This is a genomic window from Catenulispora rubra (assembly GCF_015356825.1).
Lineage (GTDB): Bacteria > Actinomycetota > Actinomycetes > Streptomycetales > Catenulisporaceae > Catenulispora > Catenulispora rubra.
In genome coordinates this window covers 1-15,193 of the sequence record NZ_JAACYW010000280.1, presented here as the reverse complement: position 1 = coordinate 15,193, position 15,193 = coordinate 1, and the positions used below count along the sequence as shown (strand labels likewise).

Annotated in this window: 13 protein-coding genes, 1 pseudogene and 1 riboswitch; of the genes and pseudogenes, 5 read left to right on the top strand and 9 right to left on the bottom strand. The window is 70.2% G+C overall.

Annotated features, from left to right (window positions below):
- Positions 1 to 742: 742 nt before the first annotated feature.
- Positions 743 to 945: riboswitch (cobalamin riboswitch) on the top strand.
- A gap of 29 nt (positions 946 to 974) precedes the next feature.
- The gene (gene nicT / locus GWK61_RS43950; RefSeq protein WP_499703757.1) at positions 975 to 2,093 is read left to right on the top strand and encodes a Nickel transporter NicT; all 1,119 of its coding nucleotides are present in this window, start codon (positions 975 to 977) and stop codon (positions 2,091 to 2,093) included.
- Positions 2,094 to 2,099: 6 nt separating this feature from the next.
- Here nicT and GWK61_RS43945 read toward each other — a convergent pair whose 3' ends face one another.
- The 4 genes from GWK61_RS43945 to GWK61_RS43930 form a co-directional block, all read right to left on the bottom strand.
- Positions 2,100 to 3,752, bottom strand: a complete 1,653-nt coding sequence (locus GWK61_RS43945; RefSeq protein WP_194918273.1) for a molybdopterin-dependent oxidoreductase — start codon at positions 3,750 to 3,752, stop codon at positions 2,100 to 2,102.
- Positions 3,753 to 3,755: 3 nt separating this feature from the next.
- On the bottom strand, positions 3,756 to 3,989 hold the full coding sequence (locus GWK61_RS43940) for a hypothetical protein (RefSeq protein WP_228563934.1): 234 nt from the start codon (positions 3,987 to 3,989) through the stop codon (positions 3,756 to 3,758).
- A 189-nt stretch (positions 3,990 to 4,178) separates the two neighbouring features.
- Entirely contained in the window at positions 4,179 to 4,685 is a 507-nt protein-coding gene (gene msrA / locus GWK61_RS43935) for a peptide-methionine (S)-S-oxide reductase MsrA (protein WP_194918271.1), read from the bottom strand.
- Between the two features lie 121 nt (positions 4,686 to 4,806).
- On the bottom strand, positions 4,807 to 5,826 hold the full coding sequence (locus GWK61_RS43930) for a LacI family DNA-binding transcriptional regulator (RefSeq protein ID WP_194918268.1): 1,020 nt from the start codon (positions 5,824 to 5,826) through the stop codon (positions 4,807 to 4,809).
- Positions 5,827 to 5,931: 105 nt separating this feature from the next.
- On the opposite strand from GWK61_RS43930, the gene GWK61_RS43925 reads away from it, so the two are divergent.
- On the top strand, positions 5,932 to 7,164 hold the full coding sequence (locus tag GWK61_RS43925; protein WP_194918277.1) for an MFS transporter: 1,233 nt from the start codon (positions 5,932 to 5,934) through the stop codon (positions 7,162 to 7,164).
- A 52-nt stretch (positions 7,165 to 7,216) separates the two neighbouring features.
- Entirely contained in the window at positions 7,217 to 7,750 is a 534-nt protein-coding gene (locus GWK61_RS43920; protein ID WP_194918266.1) for a DinB family protein, read from the top strand.
- A 350-nt stretch (positions 7,751 to 8,100) separates the two neighbouring features.
- Here the strand turns inward: GWK61_RS43920 and GWK61_RS43915 are convergent, their stop codons facing one another.
- On the bottom strand, positions 8,101 to 8,238 hold the full coding sequence (locus tag GWK61_RS43915; RefSeq protein ID WP_194918264.1) for a hypothetical protein: 138 nt from the start codon (positions 8,236 to 8,238) through the stop codon (positions 8,101 to 8,103).
- Positions 8,239 to 8,450: 212 nt separating this feature from the next.
- A complete protein-coding gene (locus tag GWK61_RS43910; protein WP_194918262.1) occupies positions 8,451 to 9,104 on the bottom strand; it encodes a hypothetical protein in 654 nt (217 codons plus the stop codon).
- A gap of 147 nt (positions 9,105 to 9,251) precedes the next feature.
- Here GWK61_RS43910 and GWK61_RS43905 point away from each other — a divergent pair.
- Positions 9,252 to 9,374, top strand: a pseudogene (locus tag GWK61_RS43905) (TetR family transcriptional regulator); the annotation flags it as partial.
- Between the two features lie 79 nt (positions 9,375 to 9,453).
- Here GWK61_RS43905 and GWK61_RS43900 read toward each other — a convergent pair.
- Complete coding sequence (locus tag GWK61_RS43900) at positions 9,454 to 10,185, bottom strand: DUF4232 domain-containing protein (RefSeq protein WP_194918258.1); 732 nt, start codon at positions 10,183 to 10,185, stop codon at positions 9,454 to 9,456.
- A gap of 455 nt (positions 10,186 to 10,640) precedes the next feature.
- Here GWK61_RS43900 and GWK61_RS43895 point away from each other — a divergent pair, with 455 nt between their 5' ends.
- The gene (locus GWK61_RS43895) at positions 10,641 to 12,260 is read left to right on the top strand and encodes a M4 family metallopeptidase (protein ID WP_323748027.1); all 1,620 of its coding nucleotides are present in this window, start codon (positions 10,641 to 10,643) and stop codon (positions 12,258 to 12,260) included.
- 481 nt (positions 12,261 to 12,741) lie between these two features.
- Here the strand turns inward: GWK61_RS43895 and GWK61_RS43890 are convergent, their stop codons facing one another.
- Positions 12,742 to 13,659 (bottom strand): NAD-dependent epimerase/dehydratase family protein, encoded by a 918-nt coding sequence (locus tag GWK61_RS43890; RefSeq protein ID WP_194918255.1) that lies wholly within the window; start codon positions 13,657 to 13,659, stop codon positions 12,742 to 12,744.
- Between the two features lie 41 nt (positions 13,660 to 13,700).
- Positions 13,701 to 14,858: a carboxylate-amine ligase gene (locus GWK61_RS43885; RefSeq protein ID WP_194918253.1), complete on the bottom strand. Its 1,158-nt coding sequence runs from the start codon at positions 14,856 to 14,858 to the stop codon at positions 13,701 to 13,703.
- Positions 14,859 to 15,193 lie beyond the last annotated feature (335 nt).

Below are 15,193 nucleotides of genomic sequence, written 5' to 3'. Positions count from 1 at the left end.
CTTCTGGTTCGGGTGCGGTTGGTCTGTGGGTTTTACAGGCGAATTTTTACGGCTTCGCCAATGGTTGGATGGCCTCGCAGGGGACGCAGTTCGGTTGAGTGCAGCCGGTTGCGCTGGCGGCCGCCGGTGTTCGCGAACACGACCGCGCATGAGTCCGAGTCACTGCGCATGCGTTTGGTCTGGCGGGTGGCGGCCGCGTTTGGTGGGTGCGTTGAGGCCTCTGGCGGGCCTCCTCGACGAGGGGGCGACCCGCGCGTCCGGCTGTTTGGCGGCGGACCGCGACTGTTCGGCTTCCTATCCGCTGTTGCCTGCGCCGCGCTGCTTGGCGGCGGTCGCTGCTTGTGGTCGCCGAGGTTCTGGGTCCCTCGCCGCGTCATCGCCGTAAACGGAACCTGCCCGGTTTGGCGGAATCAAGCCGCATCGCTGCTGCTGTGGTCCGGCTCCGTCCGGCTTGACACCGCCAAACCGGGCAGGTTGGCTGCGCCCGCTGACGCGGCGAGGGACCCAGAACCAAACCCCTCCATGGTCCTTCGGACCCCCGAACGAGATCGCAGGTCGCGCTGGCCCGTCGCCAACCGCAGTCGTCAAGGCACCGGTTCTCGTCGAAGCCGGCAGCCCGGCCGCACCGGCCCGCTCGCCGCCCAGCCGCCAGCCGCCGGCGCAGCCCCCGCAGCACACTGAGCCCCCGCCAGTGCCGGCGCGCAAGCCAGACACCTCGCCTTGCCGCGCCTCAAGCCGGTCGCTACGGTGACCATGCCGTGGTGCTCGGGAAGACCGGTGGAAGACCGGAGCGGCCCTCGCCACTGTGATCGGGAATGCACCGGCTCCATGTCGGCCGCGCGGGTTTGGCGCGGCGGCGGCCACTGGGCGCTTCGCGCGTCTGGGAAGGCGGGGGCGGGGCTTTGACCCGTCAGCCAGGAGACCGGCCACGGCACCGAACTTCGACCATCCACGAGGTGCTGGAGGCGAGCCGCGTGAGCGTGCCTGCGAATCGTCCTGTCCAGGCTGGGCGGAATCCGGCGGCGGCGCCGGTGCGGTGGGTGCGTGGCGACTGGTTGCGGTTCGGTGGGCTGTTGGCAGTGATTGTGGCGATGCATGTGGCCGCGTTCGGGATCCTGGCCGGGTTGGTCGCGCCGCATCACTACACGGTCGGTAAGCAGGTCTTCGGCTTCGGGCTCGGTATCACCGCCTACACGTTGGGCATGCGTCATGCGTTCGACGCCGACCACATTGCCGCGATCGACAACACCACGCGCAAGCTGATGGCCGATGGCAAGCGGCCGGTGTCGGTCGGGTTCTGGTTCGCGCTGGGGCACTCGACCATCGTCGTGGTCTTGGCCGCCGGGATCGCCGCCGGGGCTCGGCAGGCCACGAGCCTCACCGACGACAAGTCCGGTACGCGGCAGTCGCTCGGCGTGGTGTCGACGACCGCTTCGGGCACGTTCCTGTATCTGATCGGGATCCTGAACCTGGTGGCGCTGATCGGCATCTACAAGGTCTACAAGGCGATGCGGCGGGGTGAGTACGACGAGGCCGCGCTGACGGCGCAGCTGGACAAGCGCGGCTTCATGAACCGGATCCTGGGCCGGCTCACCAAGTCCATCACCCGGCCCGGCCAGATGTACCCGGTCGGCCTGCTGTTCGGCATCGGCTTCGACACCGCGACCGAAGTGCTGCTGCTCGCGCTGGCCGGCTCCAGCGCCGCGGCTGGCCTGCCCTGGTACGCGATCCTGTGCCTCCCGCTGCTGTTCACCGCGGGCATGACCCTGTTCGACACCCTCGACGGCACCTTCATGAACTTCGCCTACCACTGGGCCTTCTCCAACCCGATCCGCAAGGTCTACTACAACCTCACCATCACCGGCCTGTCGGTGGCCGTCGCCCTGGTCATCGGCAGCGTCGAGCTGATCGGCGTGGTCCACGACCAGTTCGGGTTCGTCAACCCGGTCACCGACTGGATCGCGAACCTGAACCTGAACAACGTCGGGTTCGTGATCGTCGGCGCGTTCGTGGCGGTGTGGGCGGCGGCGATCGCGTATTGGAAGATCGCGCGCGTCGAGCGGAGGTGGAACGCCGCGGGCGAGGAGGGCTAGCGGAAGTCAGTCGATGGTGACCTGGATGCTGTGGTAGCCGGTGGCCCCGTCGGGAAGCGTGTCCTGGATCACCGGCGTTTGCAGCGTCCCCGTGCCGTCGGTGCAGCGGACGGTCAGGGTGTGCTGGCCCGGCGTCGCGTGCCACGGGTAAGACCACTGACGCCAGGTGTCCGGGGTGTCGGCGGTCGCCAGGTCGGCGGTCACCCACGGGCCCTTGTCGACCTGCACCTCGACTCCGGCGACGCCGCGGTGCGTGGCCCAGGCGACGCCGGCGACGGCGATCGTCCCGGCCGACAGCGTCGCGCCCGTTCCGGGGACGTCGATCCGGGAGGCGGTCTTCACCGGCGCCTGCTGCGCCCAGCCCTCCCCCACCCAGAATCCGGCGTTCTTAGCGAAGGTGGTGAGTTCGAGGTCGACGACCCACTTGGTCGCCGAGACGTATCCGTACAGGCCCGGCACCAGCATCCGGCACGGGAAGCCGTGCTCGACGGGCAGCGTCTGGCCGTTCATCGCGATCGCGAGCATCGCCTGGCGGCCGTCGAGGACTGCCTCCACCGGGGTGCCGATGGTCATGCCGTCGAAGGACGTGGACAGGATCTGGTCGGCCCCGACCTGGACGCCGGCCTGACGGAGCAGCGGGGCGAGCGGGGCCCCGAGCCATCGGGCGTTCCCGCAGTAGGGGCCGCCGATGGTGTTCGACACGCAGGTCAGGGTGAGGTCGTGCTCTTCGAGCGGCATCCTGAGCAGCTCGGCGAAGCTCACCGCGAACGGCCGGTCCACCATGCCGTGGATCCGCAGCATCCATTCCTTAGGGTCGACCTGCGGGACGGTCAGGGCCGTGTCGACGCGGTAGAACTGGGCGTTCGGGGTGAAGAAGGGTTCGAGGTCGGGGACGTCCGGGTGGACCGAGGCGGGAAGCTGGGGCAGCGGGGTGGCCGCCTCGGGGAGGACGACGGCGGCGCGCGCCGGGGCGACGTTGTAGCGGGAGTTGAGCCACGCTCGGCTGCCGAAGCCGCCGACCAGTGCGCCGGCTCCGGTGCCGAGCAACGTCACGAGGAAGCGGCGGCGCTCGGCGGGCGCGGCCGATCTGGCAGGTTCGGCGGGTTCGGCGGGTTCGGCATCATCAGCGGGGTCGGCGGCTGGGCCGGAGACGCTCGGTTGCAGACTCCAGAGGGTGAGTTGGCGCAGAGCGATGACCGTGGCCGCACCGGCCAGCAGCGCGGGGAACCAGGAGCCGAAGCCGACGACCGGCCGAGTGACGGCCGCGATCAGCCCGAGCAGGCCGAAGGCGGCGGCCAGGCCGGTCCCGACGTGCAGGTAGCGGCGGGCCACGATCCCGGTGATCACCGAAACGACGCCGATCGTGACGTAGACGCCGGTGAGCAGCGCGGTCTTGTCGTGCGAGCCGAAGTTCCGGATCGCCGCCTCTTTGAGCCACACCGGACTCAGATCGATGGCCCACTCCCCCACCGCGACGACCGGCGCCTTCGGCGCGCCGGACCCGAACGCGGCGGAGAGCGCGGCGCCGAATTCGCCCACTGCGACGCCCACCGCAGCGGCGAGCAGCCCGATCAGCCCACCGGTCAGCACCCCCACCGGTCCGCCGACCAGCCACCCGGCGCGTCGGCGCCCGGCATCGGGCTCAGCAGGTGTCTCCATCGGCTACCGGGAACCCCGGCTCCGCACACGCCAGGCCCACGCGAGCAGCCCCAGCCCGACCAAGACCACCACCACTCCGAGCCCGGTGTACTGGGAGTGCCCGGTCATCGACGACCCGTGCATCTTGCCGGAACCCTGAGCGATCCACACGCCCCCGATCACGATCAGGAGGATGCCGACAGCGCCACGAATCCACATCATGAGCTCCGATTGCGGGGGGAGGAAGAACTCTGCCATGGCAGCGGCCGCCTCGGGAAGGATCGGAACCGTTGGTACCCGCTTTCGGTGACACGTACCAGACCGACGCCGGGTTCATTCATCGGTAAGGGGCATCAGCCGTTCGTCGCCGACACACGCCTGAGCCCGGACCTCCACCGCAGTCACCACCGCGACGGCTGCCCGGGCTTTGCGCCGATCTGCTTGTGCCTACGCCTCCGCGCGCCGCGGCAGCTTCCAGTTCGGGCGCGGGTAGTGGCACGTGTACCCGTTCGGGTAGTTCTGCAGGTAGTCTTGGTGCTCCGGCTCGGCCTCCCAGAAGTCGCCCGCGGGCTCGACCTCGGTGACGACCTTGCCCGGCCACAGGCCGGAGGCCTCGACGTCGGCGATGGTGTCGTCGGCGACGCGGTGCTGCTCCTCGTTCAGGTAGTAGATCGCGGAGCGGTAGCTGCGGCCCAGGTCGTTGCCCTGGCGGTCGACCGTGGTCGGGTCGTGGATCTGGAAGAAGAACTCCAGCAGGGCCCGGTAGTCGGTCTTCTCGGGGTCGTAGCCGATCTCGATCGACTCCGCGTGGTCACCGTGGTTGCGGTAGGTCGCGTTCGGCGTGTCGCCGCCGGAGTAGCCGACGCGGGTGGAAACGACCCCGGGCTGGTGGCGGATGAGCTCCTCCATGCCCCAGAAGCAGCCTCCGGCGAGAATCGCCTTCTCGGTGGCCATCGCTATTCCTCTTCCTTCGCTGGACAGTGGGTTTTTGGGTTGCCCCACCTATAACAACAGGGTAGGCGCTGACCCTTCCCGTGGCTTGGCGTGTCCATGGCCACCCGCCGCGACCCGCGCGCTACACCGCTGTCCCCGTCTTCGGAGGCAGACCGGTCGTCCCCCGCACGACCAGGTGCGGGTCGACCGTGACCTCGCGCTGGGCCACCGGCACCCCGTCGAGGCGCGCGATCGCCCGCGCGACCGCCAGCGTGGCCAGCGCCTCGACGTCCTGGGCGACCGTGGTGAGGTCGATGTGCCCCAGCCGGCTGAAGCTGGCGTCGTCGTAGCCCACCACGCTGACCTCGCCCGGGACGGTCAGGCCGCTGCGGCGCAGCACGTCGAGCATGCCGGCCGCGCTCAGGTCGTTGAACATGGCGATCGCGGTGGGGACCGGACCGGCCAGCAGTTCCCGCGCGGCCCGGGCGCCGTCCTCTTCGCCGAACCCGCCGGGCAGCACCCGCGCGTACGCCTCAAGGCCGTGCCGCCGCATCGCGTCCAGGTAGCCCCGCCGCCGCTCGGCCGAGGCCGCGGTCCGGCCGCCGTCGACGTGGACGATCGCCCGGTGCCCCAGCTCGACGAGGTGGTCGACGGCCAGCCGCAGGCCGCGTTCGTCGTCGGTGCGCACCACGTCCACGCTGCGCTTGTGCACGTGGCGGAACACCGCGACCACCGGCAGCCGGGAGGTGAGCACGTCCAGCTCCCCCGCCGGCAGCTGGGGGCCGATCGCGATCAGCGCCGCGCAGCGGTCGCGCAGCAGGTCGTCGATCGCGGTGCGCTCGTCGCGCCGCGGGGTGACCGCGCTCAGCGCCAGCTCGTAGTCGACCTTGGCGGCCGCCTCGTACAGGCCGGTGAGCATGTCGTGGTGGAACGGGTGTCTGACGTCGAACACCACCCCCAGCAGCCGGCTCTCGCCGCTGCGCAGGCGCCGGGCCCGGCTGTCGGGCTGGTAGCCGAGCCGCGCGGCCACCTCCTGCACCCGCTGCCGGGTGGCCTCGCTCGCGCCCGGCACCCCCCGCATCACGATCGACACCAGCGCGACCGAGACCCCCGCCTCGGCGGCGACGTCGGCGAGTGTCGGCCGGCGCTCCCCTGACTGCATGCCGGAAGCCTACCGCCATTACTAGAACGTTCTAGGCAGGTTAACTAGAACGTTCTATAGTCTCGTGTCGTGGAGCTCCCAGTGATCAGTCCCGGCCGCCGACGGATGGCCCTGCTCGCCCTCGCCCTCGGCGGCTTCTGCCTCGGGCTGACCGAGTTCGTGGCCATGGGGTTGTTGCCGGACGTGGCGCACGACCTGCTGCCCGCCGACTACGCGCGGTCCTCGCCGGACGCCATCGCGAAGGCCGGCTGGATGATCACCGGCTACGCCCTCGGCGTGGTCGTCGGCGCGCCGACCATCGCCGCCTCGACCGCGCGCGTCCCGCGCCGCCGGCTCGTCCTCGGGCTGCTGGCGCTGTTCGTCGTCGGCACCACCGCCTCGGCGCTGGCGCCCTCCTTCGGCCTGCTGCTGGTCGCCCGCTTCGTCGCGGCGCTGGCCCACGGCGCGTACTTCGGCGCGGCCGGCCTGCTGGCCTCCGCGCTGCTCGGCCCCGGCAACGAGGGGCGCGGGTTCGCGGTCGTGCTGGGCGGGCTGACCACGGCGAACATCTTCGGCGTGCCGCTCATCACGCTGCTCGGGCAGACCGCTGGCTGGCGTGCGGGCTACCTCGCGGTGGCCGGGCTGTTCGCGGTGACGCTGCTCGCGGTGTTCGCGGCGGTCCCCGAGATGCCGGCGGCGCCGGGCGGTTCGCCGCGCGCCGAGCTGGCGGCGTTCCGGCTGCCGAAGGTGTGGCTGATCACGGCGTTCGTCGCGATCGGCTCCAGCGGCTTCTTCGCGGTGAACAGCTACATCGCGCCGGTGACCACGCATGTGACCGGCCTGTCCACCTCGGCGGTCCCGTGGGTGCTGGCGGTGATGGGCGTCGGGATGACGGTGGGCAACGCGCTCGGCGGGATCGCCGCCGACCGGAACCTGCGACGCAGCATCCTGTTCGGCTTCTCGGGCGTGGCGACGGCGGCGTTGCTGTTCACTCTGACGGCGCACAACCCCGTGGGGCTGTTCGTCAGCGCCTTCCTGGTCGGGACGGCGGCCTTGTTCATCGCGCCTCCGTTGCAGGCCCAGCTGATATTGGCGGCGCCCGGAGCGCAGTTGATGGGGGCCGCGGTCAACCAGTCGGCGATGAACGTCGCCAACGCAGCCGGTGCGGCGATCGGCGGCGCCGCCATCGGGGCGGGGTTCGGGTACCTTTCGGCGGCCTGGGCCGGTGTGGCGCTCACGTTGATCGGGTTGTGCCTGGCCTTCGTGAGCCTGGGGCGGAATCGGCCAGGGGCCGTGGCCGAGGATGCCGGTGCACGGGAACCGTCTGCTCAGCTCACGCCGGTGGGTACGTCTCGGTAGGTGCCGCGCTCTACCGCGCCGCACCGGACGGCGACCGAGACGGATGGACCCCATGCACGAGGTGGAAGCGCTTCTCAACGAGTACGACCGCGCACGGACCTACACCGACGAGCTGTGGAAGGACCTCAGCCCCGACGAAGTCACCTGGCGCCCGCACGCGAACTCCAGCGCGATCGGCTGGCATCTCGGCCACCAGGCCCACGTCGCGCACTTCATGATCCGCAACCTGACCGCGGCCGAGCCCAGCCCCGACCCCGAACTCGACGCGCTGATGGACTCCGCGCAGCCCGAGCGCTTCCGCGGAGCGCTGCCCACGATCAAGCGACTCACCGCCTTCCGCGAGACCGTCGCCGAACGCGTCCACGCGCGGATTAACGACATCGCCGGCGGCCGGGTCGCGGCACCGGGGCAGATGACGATCGTCGCCGGCCATCTGCTGACCGCGCTGATCAACCACGAGTACCAGCACGACCAGTGGATCGGGGAGGTACGCGCCGACTCCCTCGGGCATGCGCTGCCGCCGGATCCGGACACCGACCGGGTGCTGCGCCTCGACGGGTACCTGGTGCTCAGGCCCCTTGCATAAGACGCCCGGTGATCTCCGAACTGGTGCCGTCACGCCTGTCACCAGCGCGATCAGGAGTGAGGATTGAGGCCGGAACGAATCAGTGCGCTGCGCCGGTGGGTACAGCTCCTCAACGCGGCGCGGCCCGGCGACGTCCCAGTGATCCTGGCGGGGCTGCCGGAGGCCGATCTCGTTGCCGTGGTTGAGGTATCCGACGCACCGGTGAGCATCACAGTCTGCGAATACGTCCTGTCACGCGGGTCTACGCCTGCCTTGATCGCGTTGGCGCGGCGAGCCGTGCGTGACGGCCGGGCCTCAATTCCGCCGCAGGTCAAGCAGCGGCTGCTCGACGCCGCCGCCGAGCACGCCGCCTATGCCGACGGCAGCCCGCTCCCGCCGAAGCTGCTGTCCGAACTCGCCGAGGTCGCCGGGCCAGAAGCGGTGTGGGCGCTGGAGCTGGATCGCGCCGGCACGTTGGAGGAGATGGCGCCGGAAGTCCGTGCCTCCATGGCCGTGGGCACCTCGGAACCGCTCAGCTCGGAACCGCTCGGCAGCGCCGATTCCGGGTCTGGCGTAAGCGATTTCGCACCGGCCCCGCCGACGACGCGTGGCGCGGCGACGCCCGGCTCGACCAGCCCTTCGCTCAGCCCCTTGAGACTAAGACCTCATCGCCAGGCTCGCAGCAGGCTGACATGGCGGGGGCGCCAGGGTCATGCCAGGGTCAGGAGGACAGCTTCGGCACCAGGAGCTTCGCGAGCATCCGCTCGGCGCTCGCCTCCTGAGCGGCGTTGGTCGCACCCAGCTCGCTCCTGCTGACGGTCACGCTCAGGTCGTAGTAAGCGCCGCCGACCGTGAACAGGATCTCGGGGTTCCGCCCGTCGGGGTTCATCGTGTCCAGCCTGGCCTTGTCGCCGATGCCGCTGACCGGGGCCACGGTGATGTCCGAGGAATCGGGCGTCGAGGCGAAGGTCGCAGCCGTCACCTGCCTGATGTCGGCGTAGGAGGTATGGGTCCCCCACGTGCAGCCCCACACCGGGCTGCCGTCGGATGCGGGGTCCTCGTGCGCGCCGGTGAACGGCCCCGGGGTGCCGACCGCCGCGGCCACCTGATCGGAGGTCAGCAAGGTACACGCGTCGTCCGTCCGCGCCTGGCCGCCGGCCCCGCTGGTAGCCGCGGCCGCGGTGGTGCTGGCTGTGGTGCTGCTGTCCGTAGTCGCGACGCTGCTGTCGGAGGTGGTGACCGAGGTGCCGGATGTGGCGACCGAGGTGGCGGCGGCGCTGGTGGCAGGCGTCGTGTTCTGCGCTGCCGCACCGGATGAGGAGCAGCCTGCCAAGCCCAGAAGCAGCGCGGCGACTACCGCGTGGTGCGCTTTCATCCTGTTTGTCAGAGCATTCATATCAGTGCCTCACATCTCGGGAGCCCGGATTAGCGTAGCGGGCCACGCTCAGGGCACTCGGTGCTGGGGCTACAGTCCGGCTCGGGCGAAGCGTCGCGCCGATAGTGGCACGAAGACCACTTCCCCCACTTGAGCAAGATGACCGAGGCCGGGGAGTTCGCCGCGCCGGACGAGCAGTTCGAGACGGCGCTGGCGGTGATCCTGGGCGGCGTCGAGGCCCGATACTCGACGACGCTCGGGGAGGACTGAACGGCTGAGCGGCTGAGCGGCTGAGCGGCTGGTCACGGTGCGCCGGACGGGCTCGCCGCGTCCGGCACTCCGGCTAGCCTCACTGGCCCTGACGGCCGGTCGTCCCGGGGACCACCGGGTGGATCTGGATCGCGGCGCACGTGCCCGCCGGGTTGGAGATCACGGTGGGGGCACCGGAGTTGGCGTTGCCGGGGAGCCACAGGTCCAGGGAACCCAGCACGGTGGAGCAGTGTGCGGTCGCCGGGATGGGGACGTCCGACCCCTCGACCACCGCGGAGGCGACCTGGCCCGGGGCCAGCTCGACGGTCGGCGGGTTCGCCGACATCGTGGCCAGGCCGCCGATGTAGCCGTCGGGGGTCTGCTGGATCTCGGCCGTCAGGCCTCCGGCGGCCTGGACCCGCGGGTAGCCGGTGAGCTCACAGGTGCGCGAGCCGTGGTTGGTGAACAGGAGCGGGCCGCCGACGTGGCCGCTGGCCGCACCGGTGTGCCCGAGCGAGATCGCGACGTCGCTCGGGGTACAGGCGGTGGCACGGGCCGCCGACGTGGACGACGAGGCGCCGGACGGGGCCCTGCCGGCCGTCGAAGTGCCTGACGACGACGCGCTGGACGAAGTCGCAGACGTCGAACTCGTCGGCGTGGACGTCGTCGTGGGAGCAGGTGTCTGCGTCGAGACACCGCCACCCGTGCCCGACGAGCCGGGCGCGGCCCCGCCCTTGGCCGAGCTGCTGGAGCATCCGGCGAGTACGGCGACGAGCGCCGTCCCGACCGCGAAGAAGGTAAGGGTCCTGATGTTCTGGTGCGAGCGCTGCATGGGTCTGTCCCCCGGTTCGAAATCCCTGCACTGTCGGTAGCGAGACGTTTCACAGAGTCCTGAAGATGCTTCGGGGTAGGGGCCAGAAAACGTGATCGCGGTCACAGTCCCGGCTGGACGCCGGTTCGCCGGTGCGCTCGACAGTGATGTTCGGTGCCGAGGCAGTGCCCTGGGTTGATGATGTCAGCCCGCTGACTGCGCTTTGTTCGTGTACTGGCACCGGTCTTCCGCCGCCACACGGTTTCCTCGGTGATCGTCATGAAATGGCAAAGAGTCTGCCATCCGGCGAATCCACCCTTTGTTCACTATTGACCCCCATCAGGGTACGGCGATACGTTCCGCGTCGGCCCTCAGGATTCTGAAGATTTTCTGAAGGCCTGCGCGTTCGGGCCGCGCCGCGGGCGGTTCGAGCACGCTCCCCACCACTCGCCTCGTCTTACGCGAAAGGAATGGCCGTGAGACAACGCAACCCCCTTGCCAAGCGCCGAAATGTCCGGCGTCTGGCCGTCGGCTTCACCGCCGGAGCGACCGTCTTGGCGATGTCCACCACGATGGCGGCGTATGCCAACGCGTCGCCGTCACACCGGGACGCTTCCGTCGCCTCCCCCGCCGCGATCCAGGCTCTGGCCGCGCGCTCCGCCGACGCCCTGGTGGCCACCCACCCGGCGTTCCTGATGGCGACCGCGCACGACCAGTTCCAGCGGCAGCAGGTCGTCTCCGCGCAGGGCACGCAGTATGTGCCGTACCTGCGCACGTACTCGGGCCTGCCCGTGGTCGGCGGCGACTTCGTCATCGTCACCGACAGCGCCGGGCACACCGTGTTCCACTCGGTCGCCCAGCAGCACCCGATCGGCACGCTGTCCACCACGCCCAAACTGAGCAGCAGCAAGGGCGCGGCGGTCGCCAAGCACCAGTTGAAGAAGGTCTCGAAGGTCGGGCCGACCAAACTGGTGGTGTTCGCCCTCGGCTCCGGTCCCGCCGCACTGGCGTGGGAGACCACGGTGGACGGCATCGGCAGTGACGGCGTCAGCCGGCTGAGCGTGGACGTCGACGCGACCACCGGACGTGTGCTGCACACGCAGGAGCACGTCACGGAGGGCACCGCGAACGCGGTGTGGAACGGCCCGGAGCCGCTGAGCATCGACACCACGAACTCCGGCGGGACGTACTCGCTGCAGGCGCCGGACGTCAGTGGTCTGGCATGCCAGGACGCGGCGACGAACACCACGTTCACCAAGTCCACCGACTCCTGGGGCATCGGCGACGCCACCGACCGTGAGACGGCGTGCGCCGACGCCCTCTACAGCGCCGAGACCGAGAACCACATGCTGTCGCAGTGGCTGGGCCGCAACAGCTTCGACGGCAACGGCGGCGCCTGGCCGATCCGGGTCGGCCTGGACGACGTCAACGCCTACTACGACGGCTCGCAGGTCCAGGTCGGCCACAACACCGCGGGCCAGTGGATCTCGGCGATGGACGTCGTGGACCACGAGATGGGCCACGGCATAGACGACCACACCCCCGGCGGCATCTCCAACAACGGCACCCAGGAATGGATAGCCGACGTCTACGGCCAGTCGAGCAAGTACTTCGCGAACGAGCCCTCGCCGTACGCGGTCGTGGACTGGGTGGTCGGCGCCGAGGTCAACCTGGAGGGCACCGGACCGATCCGCAACCTGTACGACCCCTCGCAGGTCAACGGCGACCCGGACTGCTACTCCGACGCCATACCGGGCGACGAGGTCCACCAGGCGGCCGGGCCCGGCAACCACTGGTTCTACCTGCTGGCCCAGGGTTCGAACCCGAGCACCGGGCCGACCAGCCCGACCTGCGACGGCTCGACCATCACCGGCATCGGCGTGGAGAACGCGCTGAAGATCCTGTACAACGCCCAGCTGATGAAGAACTCTGACAGCTCCTACCTGACCTACCGCACCTGGACCCTGCAGGCCGCGATCAACCTGGACCCGACCTGCGCCGAGTTCAACTCGGTCCAGGCCGCGTGGAACGCGGTGAGCGTGCCGGCGCAGTCCGGCGACCCGACGTGCACAGGCGGGAGCGCCATTCGGCGTTGACCTCAGAGTGCTGATATCCCCACCGGAGGGATAAGGGGACGCATGCCCGTCGCTGCGGCGGCGGGCATGCGTTCTGGCGTGGTCATGCGATCGCTGTGCCCGGACTGTGAACAGCGAGTGTGACGCTTCGGGTTCAGCCACCACGGCCACCGACCCGGTCAGGAGCACTCCGTGAAACTCCGGCTTGCCATCGGTCACCCTGCCGTCCGAAACGGCAACGGTCCGACCGGGGACTACCGGGAGTGGTGACTGGAGAGCTCGTCTCAGCACTTCGCCGCCGCTCTGACCGCGGCGGGTCAGCAGCCTTACTTCAAGGACTACGGCAACGGCGCCGGGTGGGGACACTGCGACGGCAGCCACGATTCCTCGCGCTGGGACTAGGACATGGCCGACCTGATTCCGCGCTTGCAGCAGGCTTTCGGGATCTCGAACGCCGGCTGATCAGGCGGCGTTTGCGCGTGCGGGTCGCATGACCAGTTCCTCACCGCAGCGCGTCCCAACTGTCACCGATGATCCGCTCCAGGCTGGAGTGAACCGGGGACCACCCCAGTTCGGTCCTGGCGCGGGTGGTGTCGGCCCGCAGCTCCGGGACCTCGGGCGTCGGCGGGTTGTGCCGGACCGGGATCTCCCGGCCGGTGACGGTCCGTGCCACGTCGATGATCTGGGCGACGCTGGCCGGGGTGGCGCCGATGTTGTAGATCGCGAATGTGCCCGGCTCGGCGCGTGTCAGGATCTTGACGAAGGCGTCGGCCACGTCGGCGAGGTGGACGTAGTCGCGGATCGCGGTGCCGTCACCGTTGACGATGAGGTGGTCGGACTGCCCGGCGGCGACGGCCAGCGTCTTGGGGATGATGCGGGTCAGGTCGGGGTCGGGGCGCCGGTCGACCGCACCGGCGATGTTGAAGGCGCGCAGGCTCACCCCGGCGATGGTGCCTTGTGCGGCGGCTTCGCTCACCGCGGCGTCTGCGGCGAGCTTCGTCGCGCCGTACGGGCTGCTCGGCGCGGGGTCGCAGTCCTCTGCGACGGGCTGGTTCGCCGGGGTGCCGTAGACCGCGGCGGTGGAGGCGTGGACGAACGGCATGAGGCGTCCGGTGCCGGCCACCGCCGCGAGGAGGTTCCGGGTGCCGACGGTGTTGACCGCGGCGTAGGTGTCGGGCAGGTCGAACGACTCGCGGACCCTGATCAGCGCGGCCAGATGGACGACCGCGTCGATGCCGTCGACGGCGGCCTTCAGCCGGCCCGGGTCACGGAGGTCCGCGACGGCGAGGTTCACTCCGGTGGCGGGCCGTGGCCGGTTCGGGTGCGTGGTCATGGCCACCACCTCGTGGCGGGCGTCGAGCAGGGCGCGGGTCACCGCGTGTCCGACGTAGCCGAACGCCCCTGTGACCAGCACCCGCACGGTCGTCCTCCTCGCGTGGCAGCAGGGCTCGGTGATGCAGGCTACCGGCCCGGCCGGGCCGGCTGCGCCATCACGCTGTCGTCGGCCACCTCCTCGATCGCGGCCATGCGTACCAGGTCGTGTAGCGATCCGCCGCTCTGGACCAGCACCAGCTGGCGCTCCGCGCCGGTGCGCCGGGCGCGCAGGGCCGCCATCAGCTCCGCGACGAGTTCGACGTCGCCCGCCGCCTCCAGCCCGGGGCGTGCGCGGTCCAGCAGGAGTTGGAGGCAGGCGCTCATCGGGAGGGCGGTGCCCGTCAGGGGGCTGATTCCGGGGCCGGTCGGGCCGGTGGCGGCGGCCAGCCGGTGGGCGCGCTCGACCTGGCCGCGGCCGATCTGCGGGAAGTAGACGCCGGCGCGGATCTCGGCGAGCAGGGCGGTGCCCAGGCCGCGGGCCAGGAGGACCATCAGCATGATGACGTCGAGGTCCCAGTTGGCGTCCGCGACGCGGATCTCCACGGTCGGGACGTGTTCGGAGGGGCGTGCGTACCAGTACATCATCCGGCGGTCCAGGATCTTGCCGTCGGACACCCAGGAGTCCATCTGCCGGGCGTAGACGGACTCGGTCAGGATCGGCGCCGGACGCGCTTGCGGCCAGGCGCCGAAATCGAAGTGGCGCCACGACAGGCAGCCCCGCTGCCGGCCGCCCGCGAACGGCGAGTTCACGCACAGCGCCTGCAGGATCGGCAGCCACGGCCGCAGGTGGTTGGTCAGCGCCAGCGCCTCGGACCAGGCGAGCGTCCCGAGGTGGACGTGGCAGCCGCTGGGCTCCGCGCGCATGCGGCGCAGGACGGACTCGAAGCGGCGCCCTATCTCCTGATACCGCCCGGTGTTGAACACCGGCAGCGGCCAGTCATTCAGCACCGCACTCCCCGAGGCGACGAGCAGGCACCCCGAGTCCGCCGCGAAAGCCGCCCCGGTCTGCCGCAAAAGCAGCAGCTCGGACCGCAAATCCGCCGCCGACAGATGCGGCGAGGAGACCAGCTCAACCTGACTGGCGAACAACTCCGCCTGCACCCGCTCGCCCAAGACAGCGCGGGCATTGGCGACCACCTCACCCGCGCGCGACACCGCCCGCAACGACTCCCTGTCGGCCAGATAGAACTCCTCCTCCACGCCGATCGTGAGGACCTGATCGACCGAGATGTGTGAAGCAGACACCGAACACCGTCCCTTTCATGATCATCACGGACGGGCCCAACCACGCGAAGAACGCCGGCAAACGACACGACACCTCCGCACGCACACCACAAGGCGCACGCACAAGTCTGCCCATCTCGTACCATCCCGTACCCCGCGCAGCCCACAGCCCGCCAGGAGCGCCGCCCGGACCGGCCAGTCCCGACGCTGATATCAGCCCCGAGATGTCAATACGGCCGCCGGCTCTGGCGGTTCAACGGAGAAGGCGGCCGAACGCGGCTTCGCGGCGCCGAAGGATGCAACACGCAACTTGGGACGGGGTCGGGACTGTCTCTTATACCCATCTCCTAGCCCAC

What these genes read in the sequence shown, in the direction of transcription:
- GWK61_RS43945 (WP_194918273.1), bottom strand. Translation starts at nt 3,752, where the DNA reads ATGGAGACACCTGCTGAGCCCGATGCCGGGCGCCGACGCGCCGGGTGG.
- GWK61_RS43940 (WP_228563934.1), bottom strand. Translation starts at nt 3,989, where the DNA reads ATGGCAGAGTTCTTCCTCCCCCCGCAATCGGAGCTCATGATGTGGATT.
- msrA (WP_194918271.1), bottom strand. Translation starts at nt 4,685, where the DNA reads ATGGCCACCGAGAAGGCGATTCTCGCCGGAGGCTGCTTCTGGGGCATG.
- GWK61_RS43930 (WP_194918268.1), bottom strand. Translation starts at nt 5,826, where the DNA reads ATGCAGTCAGGGGAGCGCCGGCCGACACTCGCCGACGTCGCCGCCGAG.
- GWK61_RS43925 (WP_194918277.1), top strand. Translation starts at nt 5,932, where the DNA reads ATGGCCCTGCTCGCCCTCGCCCTCGGCGGCTTCTGCCTCGGGCTGACC.
- GWK61_RS43920 (WP_194918266.1), top strand. Translation starts at nt 7,217, where the DNA reads ATGCACGAGGTGGAAGCGCTTCTCAACGAGTACGACCGCGCACGGACC.
- GWK61_RS43915 (WP_194918264.1), bottom strand. Translation starts at nt 8,238, where the DNA reads ATGGAGGCACGGACTTCCGGCGCCATCTCCTCCAACGTGCCGGCGCGA.
- GWK61_RS43910 (WP_194918262.1), bottom strand. Translation starts at nt 9,104, where the DNA reads ATGAAAGCGCACCACGCGGTAGTCGCCGCGCTGCTTCTGGGCTTGGCA.
- GWK61_RS43900 (WP_194918258.1), bottom strand. Translation starts at nt 10,185, where the DNA reads ATGCAGCGCTCGCACCAGAACATCAGGACCCTTACCTTCTTCGCGGTC.